Annotated in this window: 12 protein-coding genes; 8 read left to right on the top strand and 4 right to left on the bottom strand. The window is 60.4% G+C overall.

Annotated features, from left to right (window positions below):
- Positions 1–3: 3 nt before the first annotated feature.
- The 3 genes from ACYVGC_RS08970 to ACYVGC_RS08960 all read left to right on the top strand — a co-directional run bounded on the left by ACYVGC_RS08970 (position 4) and on the right by ACYVGC_RS08960 (position 3,142).
- On the top strand, positions 4–1,623 hold the full coding sequence (locus tag ACYVGC_RS08970) for a RagB/SusD family nutrient uptake outer membrane protein (RefSeq protein ID WP_460583478.1): 1,620 nt from the start codon (positions 4–6) through the stop codon (positions 1,621–1,623).
- A 114-nt stretch (positions 1,624–1,737) separates the two neighbouring features.
- Positions 1,738–2,544, top strand: a complete 807-nt coding sequence (locus ACYVGC_RS08965) for a SusE domain-containing protein (RefSeq protein ID WP_460583477.1) — start codon at positions 1,738–1,740, stop codon at positions 2,542–2,544.
- Between the two features lie 160 nt (positions 2,545–2,704).
- A complete protein-coding gene (locus ACYVGC_RS08960) occupies positions 2,705–3,142 on the top strand; it encodes a hypothetical protein (RefSeq protein WP_460583476.1) in 438 nt (145 codons plus the stop codon).
- Between the two features lie 84 nt (positions 3,143–3,226).
- Here ACYVGC_RS08960 and ACYVGC_RS08955 read toward each other — a convergent pair whose 3' ends face one another.
- The 4 genes from ACYVGC_RS08955 to ACYVGC_RS08940 form a co-directional block, all read right to left on the bottom strand.
- On the bottom strand, positions 3,227–4,549 hold the full coding sequence (locus tag ACYVGC_RS08955) for a zinc dependent phospholipase C family protein (protein WP_460583475.1): 1,323 nt from the start codon (positions 4,547–4,549) through the stop codon (positions 3,227–3,229).
- A 29-nt stretch (positions 4,550–4,578) separates the two neighbouring features.
- On the bottom strand, positions 4,579–5,847 hold the full coding sequence (locus ACYVGC_RS08950; RefSeq protein ID WP_460583474.1) for a zinc dependent phospholipase C family protein: 1,269 nt from the start codon (positions 5,845–5,847) through the stop codon (positions 4,579–4,581).
- A gap of 176 nt (positions 5,848–6,023) precedes the next feature.
- Positions 6,024–7,145, bottom strand: coding sequence for a CaiB/BaiF CoA transferase family protein (locus ACYVGC_RS08945; RefSeq protein ID WP_460583473.1), 1,122 nt, complete (start codon positions 7,143–7,145; stop codon positions 6,024–6,026).
- 67 nt (positions 7,146–7,212) lie between these two features.
- Entirely contained in the window at positions 7,213–7,953 is a 741-nt protein-coding gene (locus tag ACYVGC_RS08940; protein ID WP_460583472.1) for a class I SAM-dependent methyltransferase, read from the bottom strand.
- Positions 7,954–8,183: 230 nt separating this feature from the next.
- On the opposite strand from ACYVGC_RS08940, the gene ACYVGC_RS08935 reads away from it, so the two are divergent.
- From ACYVGC_RS08935 to ACYVGC_RS08915, 5 genes are all read left to right on the top strand, one after another.
- Positions 8,184–9,950 (top strand): DEAD/DEAH box helicase, encoded by a 1,767-nt coding sequence (locus tag ACYVGC_RS08935; RefSeq protein WP_460583471.1) that lies wholly within the window; start codon positions 8,184–8,186, stop codon positions 9,948–9,950.
- Between the two features lie 121 nt (positions 9,951–10,071).
- Positions 10,072–11,091: an LLM class oxidoreductase gene (locus tag ACYVGC_RS08930; RefSeq protein ID WP_460583470.1), complete on the top strand. Its 1,020-nt coding sequence runs from the start codon at positions 10,072–10,074 to the stop codon at positions 11,089–11,091.
- A gap of 661 nt (positions 11,092–11,752) precedes the next feature.
- Positions 11,753–14,764, top strand: a complete 3,012-nt coding sequence (locus ACYVGC_RS08925; protein ID WP_460583469.1) for a M16 family metallopeptidase — start codon at positions 11,753–11,755, stop codon at positions 14,762–14,764.
- Between the two features lie 145 nt (positions 14,765–14,909).
- Positions 14,910–16,175: an isocitrate/isopropylmalate dehydrogenase family protein gene (gene icd, locus ACYVGC_RS08920; RefSeq protein ID WP_460583468.1), complete on the top strand. Its 1,266-nt coding sequence runs from the start codon at positions 14,910–14,912 to the stop codon at positions 16,173–16,175.
- A 77-nt stretch (positions 16,176–16,252) separates the two neighbouring features.
- Positions 16,253–16,708: a hypothetical protein gene (locus ACYVGC_RS08915; RefSeq protein ID WP_460583467.1), complete on the top strand. Its 456-nt coding sequence runs from the start codon at positions 16,253–16,255 to the stop codon at positions 16,706–16,708.
- Positions 16,709–16,848: the final 140 nt, after the last annotated feature.

The raw sequence follows: 16,848 nt of genomic DNA, 5'->3' as shown, positions 1-16,848 counted from the left end.
AACATGAAAAACTTTATTGTTCGGAGCGCGACGGTTCTCTCGCTCTCGGCTGCTACGCTGGTGGTAGCGCCGTCCTGCACCAAGGACCTGGACCGCACACCTGGCTACGGCCTGAGCACCGATGCCGTGTATAAGGACGCGGCCGGCTACAAGTCGGTACTGGCTAAAATCTACGGCGGCTTCGCGCTTACCGGCTCGAAAGGCCCGGCTGGCGACGACATGACCAAGGACATCAAGGGCATCGACGAAGGCACTTCCGACTACATTCGTCAGTATTGGAGCGCGCAGGAGTTGACCACCGACGAGGGCGTAATTGCCTGGGGCGACCCCGGCATTCAGGACTGGCACAACATGAACTGGACATCGAGCGGCGTGCTAATCCGGGGATTGTACAGCCGCCTCCTGTACGAGGTGACTATTTGCAACAGCTTCCTCAGCGAATCAACGGATGCGAAGGTGGCCGGCCGCGGCCTCACCGGCGCCGATGCTACCAACATTGCCGCCTACCGCGCCGAAGCCCGCTTCCTGCGTGCCCTGGCCTACTACCATGCACTGGACCTGTATGGCAACGTACCATTTGCTGACGAGACCTTCGAAATTGGGGGCACGGCCCTGCCCACCCGCATCAGCCGCGCCGACCTCTTTGCCTTTATTGAAACCGAGCTAAAGGCGATTGACGGAAGCCTGGTCGATGCCCGCAGAAACGAGTATGGCCGCGCCGACAAGGCTGCTGCCTGGGCCTTGCTGGCTAAGATGTACCTCAACGCCGAGGTGTACCTGGGCCCTGGTAAAGGCCGCTACGCCGATGCCGCTACCTACGCCAAAAAAGTAATCGACGCGGGCTACACCCTCGCTCCTAAGTACGGCGACCTGTTTCTGGCCGATAACAACACCAACAATTCGGAAATCATTTTCCCAATTGTGTTCGATGGCAAAAGCACCCAGAGCTACGGCGGTACTACATTCCTGACCCACGCGGCAGTTTCGGGCACGGCCGATGCCAACTGGAACCCGGCCGAATACGGCATTGGCGGGGGCTGGGGTGGCAACCGCACCACGGCCAACCTGTTTCAGCAGTTCCCCGATACGGCTTCGGATTCGCGCGGCCGCTTCAAAACCGGCGGGCAGACGCTGGCCATCACGTCGCTCACCGACTTTAAATACGGCTACGTGCCGGTCAAATTCAAGAACGTGACGTCGAAAGGGGTTGCTGGCTCCGACAACACGTTTGTGGATGCCGACTTCCCCATGTTCCGCCTCGCCGACATGTACCTGACCTACGCCGAAGCCGTTGTGCGCGGCGGCGGCGACCAAGCCCTGGCTCTCACCTACGTGAACCGGGTACGCACCCGCGCCTTCCGGGGTGCCACCACGGGCAACATTACGGCCGCGGGCCTCACGCTGCCGTTCTTGCTTAGCGAGCGTTCGCGTGAGCTATTCTGGGAAGCTACCCGCCGCACCGACCTCATTCGCTACAACCTCTTCACCAGCAGCGCCTACGTGTGGCCCTGGAAAGGTGGTGTAGCCGCCGGCCGCGGCGTAGCCGACTACCTCAGCCTGTTCCCCATTCCGTCCTCGGAGTTGAGCATCAACGCCAACCTGACGCAGAACACGGGCTACTAGTAAGTACTAGCCGAAATAAGCCTTGGGCTCTGGAATCTTTTCTTATCGTGAAGCATTCCGGGGCCTGAGAGCTTTTTACTCTTAAAACTTCCCACCCCCATACTACCCCTTTGTATGAAACCTTGGACTACTAAACTCACGCTGGGCGCCCTAGCCTTCAGCATGATTTCGCTGGCTGCCTGCGAAAAAGACGAGGTGCGCGCTGTTGCCCAGCCGGGCGCGGCCCCTACCCTCACGGCTTCGGCCAACAACTTGGTGTTGCAGCAGCCCAACAGCGATAAGAACGCCGTGGTGTACACCTGGACGCCCGTTACGTACGGCTACCAGGCGGTGGTAAGCTACTCGCTGCAATTCGACAAAAAGGGCGGCGACTTCAGCAGCCCGATTTCGTTTGATGCCGGCAATGCTACCACCAAAACACTGACCGTGAGCGACTTGAACTCGGTGTACCAGGGCAAGGGCCTGGTAAGCGCGGCGGCGGCCCCCGTGGCCACGGGCGTTGATGTGCGCGTGGTGGCTTCGCTGGGCTCGGGTGTTTCGCCGGTAATGTCGGCCGTGACCAACGTAACGGCTACGCCCTACGCATTTTGCGCACAGCCTGCCAAGGCGTGGAGTGTTATCGGTGATGCAGCCAGCGGCTGGGACACCGACATCATCATGACCTACGATTGCGTTAGCAAGACGTACTCGTACACCGGCCCCCTCAAGGCTAAAGCCGGCACCAGCGATGCGGGCTACAAATTTCGCTACAACAAAGACTGGACGGCTAACCTGGGTGGTGCCAGCGCCACCGGCGGCCCCCTCACCCAGAATGGCGGCAACCTGAGCGTAGCCGCTGACAAGACCTACACCCTCACCCTGACCCCCGGCGACATCAAAACCGATGGCACGGTCACTGGCGGCAGCTACACCATTAAGTAAGTAGTTCCATTTTTTTGCTTGTTAAAGGAGCCACTGCCCAGCAGTGGCTCCTTTTTTGTTTTGCGGGGGTGGGGCGCACTAAACCGGGCCCCGCGCTTGTTGCGTGCGTCTTACGAGTCCCTATTTTAGCCGACCTTTACAGCGTATTCTGTTAAACCCCATGCTTTACAAAATTTCCTGCGGCCTGCTACTTGGGCTGGGCTTGGCGCTGCCAGCCGCCGCCCAAACCGCCCTGGCCAACGCTCCCAAGCCCACGGCGACTACCGCCGCCGACCGCACCGATGCCCTCACCAATAACATGGCCCAGGCCCTGAGCCTCACGCCGGCCCAAGTAGAGAAGGTGCGCGCCATTAACACCACGGCGGTGCGCAACGTGGAAGCCGCCCGCCAGCGCTACGCCCAGGAGCCCGCCAAGCTGCGCAGCTACGTGCAGGACATCAGCCTGGCCCGGCTCGACCGGCTTAAGGAGGTGCTCACCTCCACCCAGTTTGCCCGCTACCAGCAAAAGCGGGAGGAGAAAATGGGTATTCCCACCGTCCGCGGCAACCAGGGCACCCCGCCACCCGGCCTCCACACCGGCCGCGACAACGAGAACTAATTGATTTACAGATAATTATATAATTTACTGACAACGCGCAGAAAAGCCCGGCTACGCAATTGCGTAGCCGGGCTTTTCTACGCGTTAAGGCTGCGTTGCGGACGGCCTCAAGCTCCGTAACTCATCGAGCGCCACTTGAGATTCTTCCCGGTTTTTGCGGTTTTTGCGGGAGTCCTTTGCCTCGTCTTCCGTAGCTTTGGTAAAGCGGACGGGCGGCGCGGCGGGCGCGGGACCAGTGGCGTAAAACGCCAGGATATGCTGTTGGAGCGCGGGGGTCAGGTGCTTGAACTTGTCCTTTTGCAGCTCGCGCAGCAACTGCTGGTAGGTTACGTCGGTCAGCATATACTCGGTGGGCTGCGTGGGGCGGCCGGTGTCGAGGTTGGTATTGGGCAGGCGGCTGGCGGCTTGGGTGGCAATGGTATCGATAGGCTGCTCACGCACCAGCACGGTGTAGCGCACCAGCGCATCGCGGTAGCTTTGGCGGAAGCGAGCTTCGTCAGTAGCGCTGGGTAATTCGAAAGCAAAGGCGCGCAACGGGCCAATTTTAGGCAAAATGCTGAGCAAGCCCGACATTATGCGTGCGCCCAGGCCCGGCCACTGGGCATCCTTGCCAAACTCCTGCTGGTATTCGCGGCGGCTGGAATGATATACGTAGTCACGGCGGCGGGCCCGCGGGCTAATCTTGCGAATGGCTTTGCGCTGGTTGACCCAGGCGGCGCGGGCGGCGGCGGGCAGCAGCTGGTTCACGGCCAGCCGGAAGGTCGCCAGGCTGGCATCCACATTGAACAGCACCTGGCCCAGCTCCACCCCGTAGGTGGTGCGGAAACCACGCTCCAGCAACTCTTTGCTCACCCGAAAGCCCACGTACTTGTGGTATTCCTGCGAGCGGTAGTGGCCGGCGGCTATCTGCACCACATCAAAGGAAAACTCCACTTCCGTGTGGTTGATAGGAGCCTGCTCGTAGGTGATAACCGGGCCAAATGCCGCCTTTTTTCGGGGGTAAACGTTGGCCAGAATGACGTTGGTAGCCTCGGGGTGCCCTACGTTGTCGGAGGCGTAGTGGGCCAGCGCACCCAGCGCAAACGCGTATTCGTTGCGCCCGTGGGCTTCGCGCAGCAAGTTGGCCACAAAGTCGCCCGAGCGCACGTAGTGCGTCAGGTTGGTAAATAGCTCAGCCCCAAGTGGATAGTAGCCCATATCCTGCAAAATAGCTCCGCCGTAGGCGTAGCTTTTGGCCAGCAGCCACTCATCGGTAGTGCCGCCGGGGTAGCGCTGTTGCAGCTGGGGTAGCAGGCATTTAGCCCAGGTAGAGTCGATAACCGACTGGTGGGTGAGCACCGAATACGCTGCTGCCGGCCCCGTTTGCGCCAGTAAAAACAGCAATAGGCAACGGCGAAGCAAGCGCATAACAGCGGGTGAAAAAAGCGGGGATTGGCTCACATTTTTAGGGCGCGTAGCTTGTCCAAGGCTTCAGCCGTTTTGCGGCGGTTATCCGCCTCTTTTTCTTCCTTGTCGAGAGGCTCTTTGGGCGGGTTGTTGAAAAAGGCCAGAATGTCTTTTTTGATAATGGGCGTCACTTCCTTGAAGTCGTTTTTAGCCAGCTCGCGCACCCATTCGCTATAGGTGCGGTCGGCCAGCGGGTACTCACCCAGGTGGGTGGGGTGGCCGGTATCGAAGTCAATATTAGGTAGTTGCGGGGCCTGGCCCACGGCACCGGTTTGCTCGGCTAGCAGGTGGGCGTAACTAAGCACCGTTTCGTGAAAGCTTTTGCGGAAAACCGCCTGCGCCTCGGGCGTGGGGGCAATGAATTTCAGTGACTTTAGCTTGCCAACCTTAGGCAGCACCTGAATAACGCCCGCGAGGATGCGCGCCCCGAAGCCCGGCCGCTCGTAGTGCGTGCCGTACTCCTGCTCGTACTCTTCTTTGCTCTGCTTGTACACATAGTCGCGGCGGCGAATGCGGCGGTTCACCTTGCGCAGTTCGTGGCGGTTGGCGCGCCAGGCGGCGCGGCTGGCCAGCGGGATGAGGTTGCGCACGGCAAAGCGGTAAGAGCCCAGCGCCAGGTCGGTGTTGAAGAGTATCTGCTTCATTTGCAGGCCATACGTTTCGGCGAAGGCCCGCTCCAGCAGCTCTTGGCTCACTTTGAAGCCGATAAAATCGTGGTAGGCGGCGGTGCGGTAGCGGCCGGCGGCCAGCTGCACCACATCGAAGGCAAACTCGGTGCGGCCGTGCGCTACGGGGTCCTGCTCGTAGGTGACTGTGGAGCCGTATTTCGCTTTCAGTTCGGGGAAAAGCATTGGCACCGTTTTATTAATGCCCACCTCGTGCCCGTAGATATCGGCCGCATAATGAGCCAGCGCGCCCAGGGCAAACGCGTACTCGGTGCGGGTTTGGGCGTCGCGCAGCAGGTTCTCCACAAAATCACCCGAGCGCACGTAGTGCGCCAAATCGGTAAACAGCGGAGAACCGAAGGGATAGTACCCCATATCCTGCATAATGGAGCCGCCGTAGGCATAGGCTTTCGCTTCACGTAATTCCTCCTTGGTGCCCCCCGGAAAGCGTTTTTCCAGGGCGGGCCGGATGTAGGGTGCCCAGCAGGAGTCAATATTGGCTTGGTGGCTCAGCACCGAATAGGCTTGCGCAGGGCGGGCTAGTAGCAGGCCCACGCCCAGCAGCAACCCAAAGAGAAAACGTAGATTTAACACAGTATGAGGCAGAAAAAAAGGTACAACCTCAACGGGCAAGTGGGGTATGGCGTTGGGCAAACCACCTTCATCAGGGCTGGCAGACAATCAGCACGTTATTCTAAACCTCTACAAGACAGTTATTTACGCTATACTAGTGACGAATTATTTTTTGTTCTTAGCTCCTTATTCCTCACCTACCCCTGCTGCTCGGGCGGCGCACTCAGCGCCGCCGCCACTGGCCACGCCGAACTGCGAAATGCCACCGTGCGCAGCCCCGGGTACGGAAACTGCGGCGGCCCGGGCGGCAGCAGCATCGGCTGCGCCGCCTCCTGGCCCAGGGCCTCGCCCACCGAGCGCACCGCCCCGGCCGGCACGCCCAGCCGGGCCAGCTCGTGCAGCAGCGCCGCGCCGTTGAGCTCGGCAATGCGCACGAGCAACAATTCTTCCAAGGCCGCGCGGTGGCGCACCCGCGCCGGGTTGGTGGCAAAGCGGGGCTCCTGGGCCCAGCGCGGGCGCATCAGCACCAGGCACAGCTGCCGAAACTGCGCGTCGGTGCCCACCGCCAGCACCAGGCGCTGGCCATCGGCGGCGCGGTACACGGTGCCGTAGGGCACAATGCCAGGGTGGCCCGAGCCCAGCGGCACGGGGTCGTGGCCGGTGGTGAGCCAAGTGGCGCCCTGGTTGGCCAGCGAGGCGAGCGCACTATCGAGCAGACTTACCTCGATGAGCGCGCCGAGCCCGGTTTTCTCCCGCTGGTACAGGGCCGTCAAAATGCCCTCCTTGAGCTGGTGAGCGGCCAGCAGGTCGATGAGGGCCACCGGCATTTTTTGGGGCGGGTCGGCGGGGCTCGCGGCGTTGAGGTGCATGAAGCCCGTTTCGGCTTGCAGCACGGCATCGTAGCCCACCCGCGGGCTGGCCGGCCCGTAACCGGTGAGGTGCGCGTAAATGAGGCGCGGGTTGGCCGCCGCCAGCGCCGCGTAGCCAACGCCAAACTTCTCAGCATCGCCGGGCTTGTAGCTCACCAGCAGCACGTCGGCAGCCAAGGCCAGCCGGTGCAGCTCGGCCCGGGCGGCGGGCTGGGCCAGGTCGAGCGTCAGCACCTCCTTGCCCCAGTTGGAGGCCGCGAAGTAGGCCGATACCGAGCTGTCGGGGTTATCGCCGGCCGTGCGCCAGGTGCGGGTGACGTCGCCGGCGGGCGGCTCCACTTTCAGCACGTCGGCTCCCAATTCAGCAAAAAACTGCCCCACCTGCGGGCCGGCCAGCACGGCGGCCAGCTCCAATACCCGCAGGCCGGCAAAGGGAAGGTTAATAGACATTTGAGTGATACTTAAATAGCCGCTGGGTATATCGCCAAGCATGACGTTGGCATTACGCCCGCCAGCACTACACCACGCCAGCCCGCGCAAACACGGGGAAAACTATCTCGCGCTCGCCCGACCCCCATAGGCGCGTTAGCTCGTCGGCCAGCAGCAGCACGGCGTCGGCCCCGTCGTGCTGCTGACCGTAGTTGACCACCGCCGACCACGTGCGCAGGTAGTCGAGGTACCAGGCTGCCGACCACTGCCGCCGCACCGTAAACCGCGCCGTGCGCACCCGCGCAAACGGAAATTGCAGCCGCGCGTACTCGTCCAGCACGTGCCAGCGGTTGGCATCCCAGTACGGCCCCACCGTTTCGTTGTGGAAGCTGAGGATTAGCGCATCCAGCTCATTATCACCAGTTTGTCCCAGGCCGTAGCCCCACTCGGCTAGCACGGTGCCGGGGCCGGCCACGCGCCGCACCTCGGCGTGGTAGGCCGCCTGGTCGAACCAGTGCACCGCCTGCCCCACGGTAATGAGGTCGAAGTAGTCGTCGGGAAACGGCGTGTGCTCGGCCGTGGCTACCTGGTAGTGAATATTGGGCCGCTCGGTGGCTTCCGATAATTGACTGGCGCTGAGGTCCGTAGCTTCCACGTCGCGAAACGACTCGGCCAGCACCACGGCCACCTGGCCGTTGCCGGTGGCGCAGTCCCAGGCCCGCAGGCGGTTGGGCACCTGCGGCAGCAGCCAGGCGTAGAGCTCGGGCGGGTAATCGATGCGGTAGCGGGCGTAGGCAGCAGCCTGGGCAGAAAAACGGTCGAGAGACATGGCAGGTAGGGTAAGCTTTAGCTTGCCAGCCGAAAGGTCCATCTAATCTGACTACTTCAGCCCATAATCAGAAATTAAAGCCGCAAATGCTGGCCGGCCGGCGAAAGCTTATCCGTACGCACGGCCCCGCAAGCCGGGCACTTATCCGGCTTACCTTTGTTTTAAATCAAGCGGTTTGCTGGCCCAGGAATGCAAGGTCAGCCCCTATTTCTCACTTCATTCGCTGCACCTTGACTTTCCACGATTTCAACCTCCACGACGACCTGCTGGCCGGCGTGGACGCCATGAACTACCTCAACGCCACGCCCATTCAGGAGCAGGCCATTCCCAAAATTCTCGCCGGTAAAGACCTCATCGCCTGCGCCCAGACCGGCACCGGCAAAACGGCCGCCTACCTGGTGCCGCTGCTCGACAAGATTTCGCACGCCGGCCACGGCACCACCTCCACCTTGGTGCTGGTGCCCACCCGCGAGCTGGCCACCCAGATTGACGAGCAGGTAACGGGCTTCGGCTACTTCGTAGAAGCCTCATCCATAGCTATTTATGGCGGTGGCAAAAGCGAGAACTGGGAGCAGCAAAAGCGCGCCCTCACCAGCGGGGCCGATATTATTGTGGCCACGCCCGGCCGCCTCATTGCCCACATGCAGCTCGGCTACGTCAAGTTCGACGACCTGAAGTACCTGGTGCTCGACGAGGCCGACAAGATGATGGACATGGGCTTTGCCGATGACATCCTCAACATTGTGCGCCAGCTGCCCAAGCAGCGCCAGACGCTGCTGTTTTCGGCCACCATGCCGAACAAAATCAAGGACTTCTCGCAGCAGATTCTGCAAGACCCCGACGAGGTGCGCCTGGCCGTGAGCAAGCCCGCCGCGGGCATCAACCAGCAGTTCTACATGACCTTCGACCACCAGAAGCTGCCCGTATTGGAGCACCTCATCAAGGCCCAGGATGTGCAGAGTATGGTGCTGTTTACCAGTAAGAAAGCGGCCGTGGCCGGCATCGTGCGCTCACTCAATAAGCTGGGCTACCCGGCCCAGGGCATCAGCTCCGACCGTACCCAGGAAGAGCGCGAAGACACCATGCGGGCCTTCAAAAACAAGCAGTTTCCCATTCTCGTGGCTACCGACGTAGTGAGCCGGGGTATTGACATCGACTCATTGAGCCACGTGGTGAACTTCGACGTGCCCCGTGCCGCCGAGGATTATGTACACCGCATTGGCCGCACGGCCCGCGCCGCTACCACCGGCACGGCCATCACATTCATTGCCGACCAGGACCAGGACCGCATCCTCAAAATCGAGCAGCTTATTGAGCGCGAAATTGAGAAGCAGGCCATCACCGAAGGCCTCGGCTACGGCCCCGCCCCCGAGTTTGACCCCAAGCGCTTTAGCGGCCTGCGTGGCAAAACCGGCCCGCGCGACGGCAACCGCAGCAGTGGCGGTGGCGGCCGCGACCGTGGCCCCCGCCGCGAAGGCGAAGGCGGCCCCCGCGCCGAAGGCGACCGCCGTGGTGGCGGCGGCACCGGTGGCGGCCGTGACCGCGGCCCCCGCCGCGATGAAGCCAAAAACGACCCCCAACGCGCTGAGCGGATGGCTAATGCCGCCGCTCGTCTGGCCGCCATCGACGCCGGCCAAACGCCCGTAAATACCTACGTAGCCCCGCCCCGCGAGGCGCGCCCGCCCCGTGAGCCCCGCCCCGAGGGCGAAACGCCCCGCACACCCCGCCCCCCGCGTGAGCCGCGCCCCGAAGGCGAAGCGCCCCGCGCTCCGCGCCCACCCCGCGAGCCCCGCCCCGCAGGCGAAGCTCGTCCTCCCCGCGAGCCGCGGGCGGAAGGCGAACCTGATGCTCCCCGCGAGCCCCGCCCCGAGGGAGACAGCCCCGAAGGCCAGCGCCGCCGCAAGCGCGGCGGGCGTAACCGGGGCCCCCGGGGCCCCCGGCCCGAGGGCGACACCACCGCCACTTCGGAAACGCCGGCTGCGCCCAGCGCCGAGTAGCATCTACTAGTAAATTGCCTATAATCGCTTGGTTAACAACTTGTTATCCAAGCGATTTTCTTTTTCAACGAAGTATCGCTTTCTGGTTTCACTGACCGGCAGCTAGTAAAAATCAACGTTTATGCAGCTTGGAATAGACAGTTTTGCAGCGGCTAATATGGGCGATGGTACCGCTGCCCAAAACGGAGCGGAGGCGATGAGCCAACTCCTCGACCGCATTGCGCACGCCGACGCCGTGGGGCTTGATGTGTTTGGCCTGGGTGAGCACCATCGCCGCGAATTTCTGGACTCGGCCCCCGCCGTGATTCTGGCGGCCGCGGCGGCGCGCACCAAGCAAATCAGGCTCACCAGCGCCGTAACCGTGCTCAGCGCCGCCGACCCGGTGCGCGTGTTTCAGCAGTTTGCCACCCTCGACCTTATCGCCCAGGGCCGGGTGGAGCTGGTGGTAGGCCGCGGCTCTTTCACTGAGGCTTTTCCCCTTTTTGGGCTGAACCTGCGCGACTACGACGAGCTATTCACCGAAAAGCTTGACCTACTACTGCGCCTGCGCGACGACGAGCACGTGCACTGGAGCGGCAAGCACCGGCCGGCCCTCACCGGCCAGGGCGTGTACCCGCGCCCCATGCAGGCGCGGCTGCCCATCTGGCTCGGGGTGGGCGGCACACCCGAGTCGTTTGCGCGGGCCGGCACCTTGGGCCTGCCGCTAATGGTGGCCGTAATTGGGGGCGAAACGCACCGCTTCCGCCCCCTGGTAGACCTGTACCGCGAGGCCGGCCGGCGCGCCGGGCACGACCCCGAGCAGCTGCAAGTGGGTTTGCACTCGCTGGGCTACGTAGCCGAGAGCACTGAGGAAGCCGTTGCTGACTTCTACCCGGGTTATGCCCAGACGTTTACGGCCATCGGCAAGGAGCGCGGCTGGCCGCCGGTTACGCGCGCCCAGTTCGACGCGGTGGCCGGGCCGCGCGGGGCGCTGCTGGTAGGTGGCCCCGAGGAAGTGGCCGAGAAAATAAACCGCCACAGCGAAGCGCTGGGTGGTATTTCGCGTGTCACCTTCCAGATGGATAACGCCAATCTTTCGCACGCTAAGCTTATGAGGGCCATTGAGCTGCTGGGTAGCCGCGTGCGCCCTTTATTGGCTTAACGCAGCGCTACCTACTAAGGCCGCGCCAGGGGTCGTTGTTCTGGTGAGGCGACTTCCGCGTAACCCTACCCCTGGCCCCCTGCTCTCCAGGAGAGGGAATACTAATTTTGACTAGTAAACTGGATTTGCATGGCTAGCGCTAATTCCCCCTCTCCCAAAGGGGAGGGGGGTGGGGTTTCGTAGGGGACGATAACCAGAACTCAACGGCGCTGCCTGATTGCCTCTTTATGGCGCGAGGCTTTACCCTATGGCTAACCCGAACCCATTGAAGTACCAAACCCGTTTATGAAGAAAATCTTCTGCCAGTAGCTGCGATGGCTACGGTCTATGTTGCGGCTACTGGCGGCAACTTGCCAGCCGTAAGCAGCCAAAAGCTACCCAACCGGGGCCCTTATTCTGGCCGGATTGTTTCGGATGAAAACGTTTTAGCGGGTAGCCAACGGGCACCAAAATAGTACGCTACACCAACCAGTAGCAGCCTCACTTTGTGGTTAAAACCCGAAACGTTTTCATGCAAATGCGTGTCTTTTAAGACCCTAACCCGTCTGGCCTAACCCATAAAGGTAACCCGGCGGAATTGATTTTTTTGTTTTTTATTACCCGCACGAACTTCTACCTTTGTGCCCCTACTACCCTCCCCCGCGCTCTGACTAGTAAGTTTGTGAATAGACCGTTGTTGCTCCTGCTGCCCGCGTTGGCAGCCCTTGGCCTGACCACGCAGTGCCAATCGAGCAAGCCCGCCGTAACGGCTGCCGCCGTGGCTCCGGCTATCAGCACGGCTACGCCCAAGGAATATAGCTACACCACGGCGCCCAACGACCCGCTGAGCGTGCGCGTGTACCAGCTGGCCAACGGCCTGACGGTTTACCTGTCCGACTACAAGAACGCGCCGCGCATCCAAACCTACCTGGCCGTGCGTGCTGGCTCCAAAAACGACCCCGCCGCGGCCACCGGCCTGGCCCACTACCTCGAGCACATGGTGTTTAAGGGCACCTCGCGGCTCGGCACCAAAGACTGGAGCAAGGAAAAGCCGGAGTTGGACAAAATTGAGGCGCTGTACGAAAAATACCGCGGCGAGCGCAACGACCCCGTTGCCCGCAAGCGCACCTACCACCAGATTGATTCCGTCTCGGGGGTAGCGGCGCGCTACGCCGTGCCCAACGAGTACGACAAGCTAATGGGCAGCATCGGGGCCAAGGGCTCAAATGCGCATACTTCTAACGAAGAGACTGTTTACCAGGAAGATATCCCAAGTAACCAACTCGAAAAATGGGCCGCCGTGCAGAGCGAGCGCGTGAAGGAGATGGTGCCGCGCCTGTTTCATACCGAGCTGGAAGCCGTGTACGAGGAGAAGAACCGGGGCCTCGACTCCGACTTCAACAAGGAGTTTGAGACGCTGAACGCCAGCCTATACCCTACCCACCCGTACGGCACCCAAACGACCATCGGCACGATTGAGCACCTGCAAAACCCGTCGATAACTGAGATTAAGAAGTACTTCGGCCAGTACTACGTGCCGAACAACATGGCGCTGTGTCTGAGCGGCGACCTGGACTACGACCAGACCATCCGACTGATTGACAAGTACTTCGGTGAGCTACAAAGTAAGCCTGTACCCGCCTTCAACGCGCCTACGGAAAAGCCCATAACCGCGCCCATTATCAAGGAAGTGGTGGGGCCGCAGTCGGAAAACGTGATGCTGGGCTACCGCTTTGCGGGCAAAGCCACCCGCGACGGCCTGCGCCTGCGGATGTTGGACAAAATCATGACCAACGGCCAAGCGGGTCTCTTCGACCTCGACCTGAACCAGCAGCAGAAAGTGCTGCAAGCCCAGACGTTTGCCGACCTCAACGACGACTACTCAACGCACGTGCTTTATGGCACCCCGCGCCAGGGTCAGAAGCTGGAGGATGTGCAGGGCCTCATGCTGGCCGAAATTGCCAAAGTACAGCGCGGCGACTTCCCCGACTGGCTCATCCCGGCTATCGTCAACAACGAGAAGCTGAGCCGTACCAAGAGCTACGAAAGCAACGAGGCCCGCGCTTCGGCCATGTACGAAGCCTTTATCGAGCGCGTAAGCTGGGTGGACTACGTGAAGCAGAACGAAGATTTTGCGACCATCACGAAGGCCGAAATCGTCAAGTTTGCCCACGACCACTACGGCACCAATTACGTGGCCGTATTCAAACGCAACGGCGAGGACCCGAACAAGGTGAAGGTTATCAAGCCGGCCATCACGCCGGTACCCGCCAACCGCGACGCGGCTTCGGCTTACTACAAGGAAGTATCAGCGCTGCCCAGCACCGAATTGCAGCCGGTTTTTATCGACTATAAAAAGGACATTCAGACGGCCGACATAAAGCCCGGCCTGCCGCTGTACTATACTAAAAACAGCGAAAACGGCTTATTTAGCCTGTTCTACGCCATCGACCTGGGCACCAATAACAACCCGCTGCTCGACGTAGCTACGGACTATTTGCAGTACTTGGGCACGGGCCAGTACACGGCGGCGCAGTTGCAACAGGAGTTTTACAAGCTGGGCTGCTCGTTCGCCGTCAGCAGCAGCCAGGACCGCGTGCTTATCAGCCTCAGCGGGCTCGATAGTAACCTGGAGCCGGCCATGCAACTGTTTGAGCAACTGCTCAACAACCCGCGCCCCGATGCGGCGGCCCTCAAAAACCAGGTGGCCGGCATTTTGAAGCAGCGCCAAGATGCTAAGCTCAACAAAGGCGTAATTCTGAATCAGGCCATGCTGAACTACGCCAAGTACGGCCCGCGCAACCCGTTTACGGATGTGGTGTCGGAGGCGCAACTGAAAACGCTGAAGCCGGAGCAGCTGACTGCTCTGCTGAAGTCGCTGCCCACATATGAACACCGGGTGCTATACTATGGGCCGCGTGAATTAGACGCCGATACTGGCGTTGCCAGCGAAAACCCTACGCATCAAGTTAGATTGAGCTATGTGCTCAAAACCGAGCACCGTACGCCTGCCAAGCTCAAGCCAACCCCGCCGGCTAAGGATTTCGCCGAGCAGCCGCTGAAAGACAAAAAAGTCTATTGGGTTGATTACAAAATGGTGCAGGCCGAAATCCTGTTCCTGACAAAGGGCGACATCTACGACCGTACAATGGCGCCCACCGTGGCGCTCTACAACGAGTATTTCGGCGGCGGCATGGGCAGCATCGTTTTCCAAGACTTGCGCGAGAGCAAGGCGCTGGCCTACTCGGCCATGTCGCGCTACGCGAACGCTGATAAGACGGGCCGCTCCAACTACATTCTCAGCTACATCGGCACGCAGAGCGACAAGCTACCCGAGGCCATGAGCGGCATGGAAAGCCTGCTTACCGATATGCCCCTGGCCGACGCCAACCTGGTAATTGCCAAGCAGAGCATCCGCAACAGTATTGCCACCGACCGCATCACCCACGAGGGCGTACTGCTCAGCTACGAGCGGGCGCGCCGCCTGGGCCTCGACTACGATGTGCGCCGCGACGTGTATGACCAAACCCAGAACATGACGTTTGGCGAGTTACAGAAATTTCAGCAGGCTAAAATCAAGGGTCAGAACCAGGTTATTCTGGTTATCGGCTCCAAGGACCGGCTGAATTTCAAGGAATTAGCCAAGTACGGCACCGTGCAACAACTTACCCTGAAAGAGATTTTCGGGTATTAATTCATTCTCCTTTCCCACCCCCGCTGGTGAGTGAAGCGTTACTCCGCTTTTCCCAGCTTTTACTTTTTAGCGGCGCGAACGCGCGTAGGCCCTTCGCCGCCGCTACACTGACATTTAATTTCCAAAAATTACGCCCACCTCCATCATGGCCGAGCAGAAAATCACCATTAAAAACGGCAAGCTTAACGTTCCCGACCAACCCATTATCCCCTTTATTGAAGGTGACGGTACGGGCCCGGACATTTGGCGCGCCTCGCAGCTCGTGTTCGATGCCGCGGTCGAAAAAGCCTACGGCGGCAAGCGCAAGCTGATGTGGAAGGAAGTGCTGGCCGGCGAAAAAGCCTTCAAGCAGCTCAACAACTGGCTGCCCACCGAAACCCTCGACGCGTTCCGCGAATACCTGGTAGGCATTAAAGGTCCGCTGACGACGCCCGTGGGCGGCGGCATTCGCTCGCTCAACGTGGCCCTGCGCCAAGAGCTGGACCTGTACGCCTGCGTGCGCCCCGTGCGCTACTACGACGGCGTGCCCTCGCCCGTGAAGCACCCCGAGCTGACCAACATGGTCATCTTCCGCGAAAACACGGAGGACATTTACGCTGGTATCGAGTACATGAACGGCACGCCGCAGGCCCAGAAAATGCTGGAATTCCTGCAAGACGAGATGGGCGTGAAGAAGATTCGTTTCCCCGATTCGTCGTCGTTCGGCATCAAGCCGGTGTCGAAGGAAGGCACTGAGCGCCTCGTGCGCGCCGCCATCAAGTATGCTCTGGAGCACAAGCTGCCATCGGTGACGCTGGTGCACAAGGGCAACATCATGAAGTTCACCGAAGGCGCGTTCAAAACCTGGGGCTACGAGCTGGCCGAGAAGGAGTTTGGCGCGAAGGTGTTTACATGGGCGCAGTACGATAAAATCGTGGCTAAGCAAGGCGTGGCCGTGGCCGATGCCCTGCAAAAGCAGGCCGTTGACCAAGGCAAGCTCATCATCAAGGACAGCATTGCCGATGCCTTCTTGCAGCAGATTTTGCTGCGCCCCGCCGAGTACTCGGTAGTGGCTACCCTCAACCTGAACGGCGACTACATTTCCGACGCGCTGGCCGCCATTGTGGGCGGTATCGGCATTGCGCCGGGTGCCAACATCAACTACCTCACAGGCCACGCCATCTTCGAAGCTACCCACGGCACCGCGCCCAAGTACGCCAACCAGGACAAGGTGAACCCCGGCTCGGTTATCCTCTCGGGCGTAATGATGCTGGAGCACCTCGGCTGGAAAGAAGCCGCCGCCCTCATCAACAAAGGCTTGGAAGCCGCCATCGCCAACAAGCGCGTTACCTACGACTTCGAGCGCCAGATGGAAGGCGCTACCTTGCTCAAAACGAGTGAGTTTGGTGAGGAGATTATCAAGAACATGTAGTAGCCTAGCCGTTGCCAATTACTAACAAACCCCCGCGTTGGCTGAAAGGCTGGCGCGGGGGTTTTTGCTTTATAACTATGAGAATTCTTCGGTACACGTTCACGCTTTGTGGAAATGAGCTGGACTCTGCCACCTTAGTAAGCAGGCTAAGTGGCAACTATACTGTCGACGACCCGGAAACGATTGGCAGCACAGCTGATTCTTGGGGCACAGTAAGTATCACGCCGCTGGTAGAGGCAGTTGTTGACGATGATTATGAGCAAGTGAACAGGTACCACGCTTGGTTTGCCTCATTTCTGGAAGTCAATCGCGGGGTGCTCGTAGCATGCGGCGCTAACGACCTCAGAATTTTCATGGAGGTTTTTTATGAAAAAGGGTACCAGTGCAACTTAGAGGTTTTTGATAGGGAAACGCTTTCCAGCCTTGGTAAATACCATGTTGCGCTACCCATCAGCGTCTACACTTTAAGCAAAAGAGCCTTGACTAAATGGGCTGAAGAAATCAAGCAGAACTGGCGCAGCAGTCAAATTTGACTTCTCAGGACTTACGCAGTTTGGGCCGCCAGCCAGCCCCAGGAGGTAGGTTTCAACAAGATGACCATGCGCTTGCAGTTCACAGATGGCCGCCTTCTAAACGCACTTATCACGCTCAGTAGCCGCCTGACCGGCGCCCT

The organism is Hymenobacter arcticus, from assembly GCF_054779975.1.
The sequence above is the reverse complement of the archived record's forward strand: the minus strand, read 5'-3'. Positions and strand labels throughout refer to the sequence as shown.

Bases quoted from the DNA above. Each gene is read 5' to 3' on its own strand.
- ACYVGC_RS08970 (WP_460583478.1), top strand. From the start codon at position 4: ATGAAAAACTTTATTGTTCGGAGCGCGACGGTTCTCTCGCTCTCGGCT.
- ACYVGC_RS08965 (WP_460583477.1), top strand. From the start codon at position 1,738: ATGAAACCTTGGACTACTAAACTCACGCTGGGCGCCCTAGCCTTCAGC.
- ACYVGC_RS08960 (WP_460583476.1), top strand. From the start codon at position 2,705: ATGCTTTACAAAATTTCCTGCGGCCTGCTACTTGGGCTGGGCTTGGCG.
- ACYVGC_RS08955 (WP_460583475.1), bottom strand. From the start codon at position 4,549: ATGCGCTTGCTTCGCCGTTGCCTATTGCTGTTTTTACTGGCGCAAACG.
- ACYVGC_RS08945 (WP_460583473.1), bottom strand. From the start codon at position 7,145: ATGTCTATTAACCTTCCCTTTGCCGGCCTGCGGGTATTGGAGCTGGCC.
- ACYVGC_RS08940 (WP_460583472.1), bottom strand. From the start codon at position 7,953: ATGTCTCTCGACCGTTTTTCTGCCCAGGCTGCTGCCTACGCCCGCTAC.
- ACYVGC_RS08930 (WP_460583470.1), top strand. From the start codon at position 10,072: ATGCAGCTTGGAATAGACAGTTTTGCAGCGGCTAATATGGGCGATGGT.
- icd (WP_460583468.1), top strand. From the start codon at position 14,910: ATGGCCGAGCAGAAAATCACCATTAAAAACGGCAAGCTTAACGTTCCC.
- ACYVGC_RS08915 (WP_460583467.1), top strand. From the start codon at position 16,253: ATGAGAATTCTTCGGTACACGTTCACGCTTTGTGGAAATGAGCTGGAC.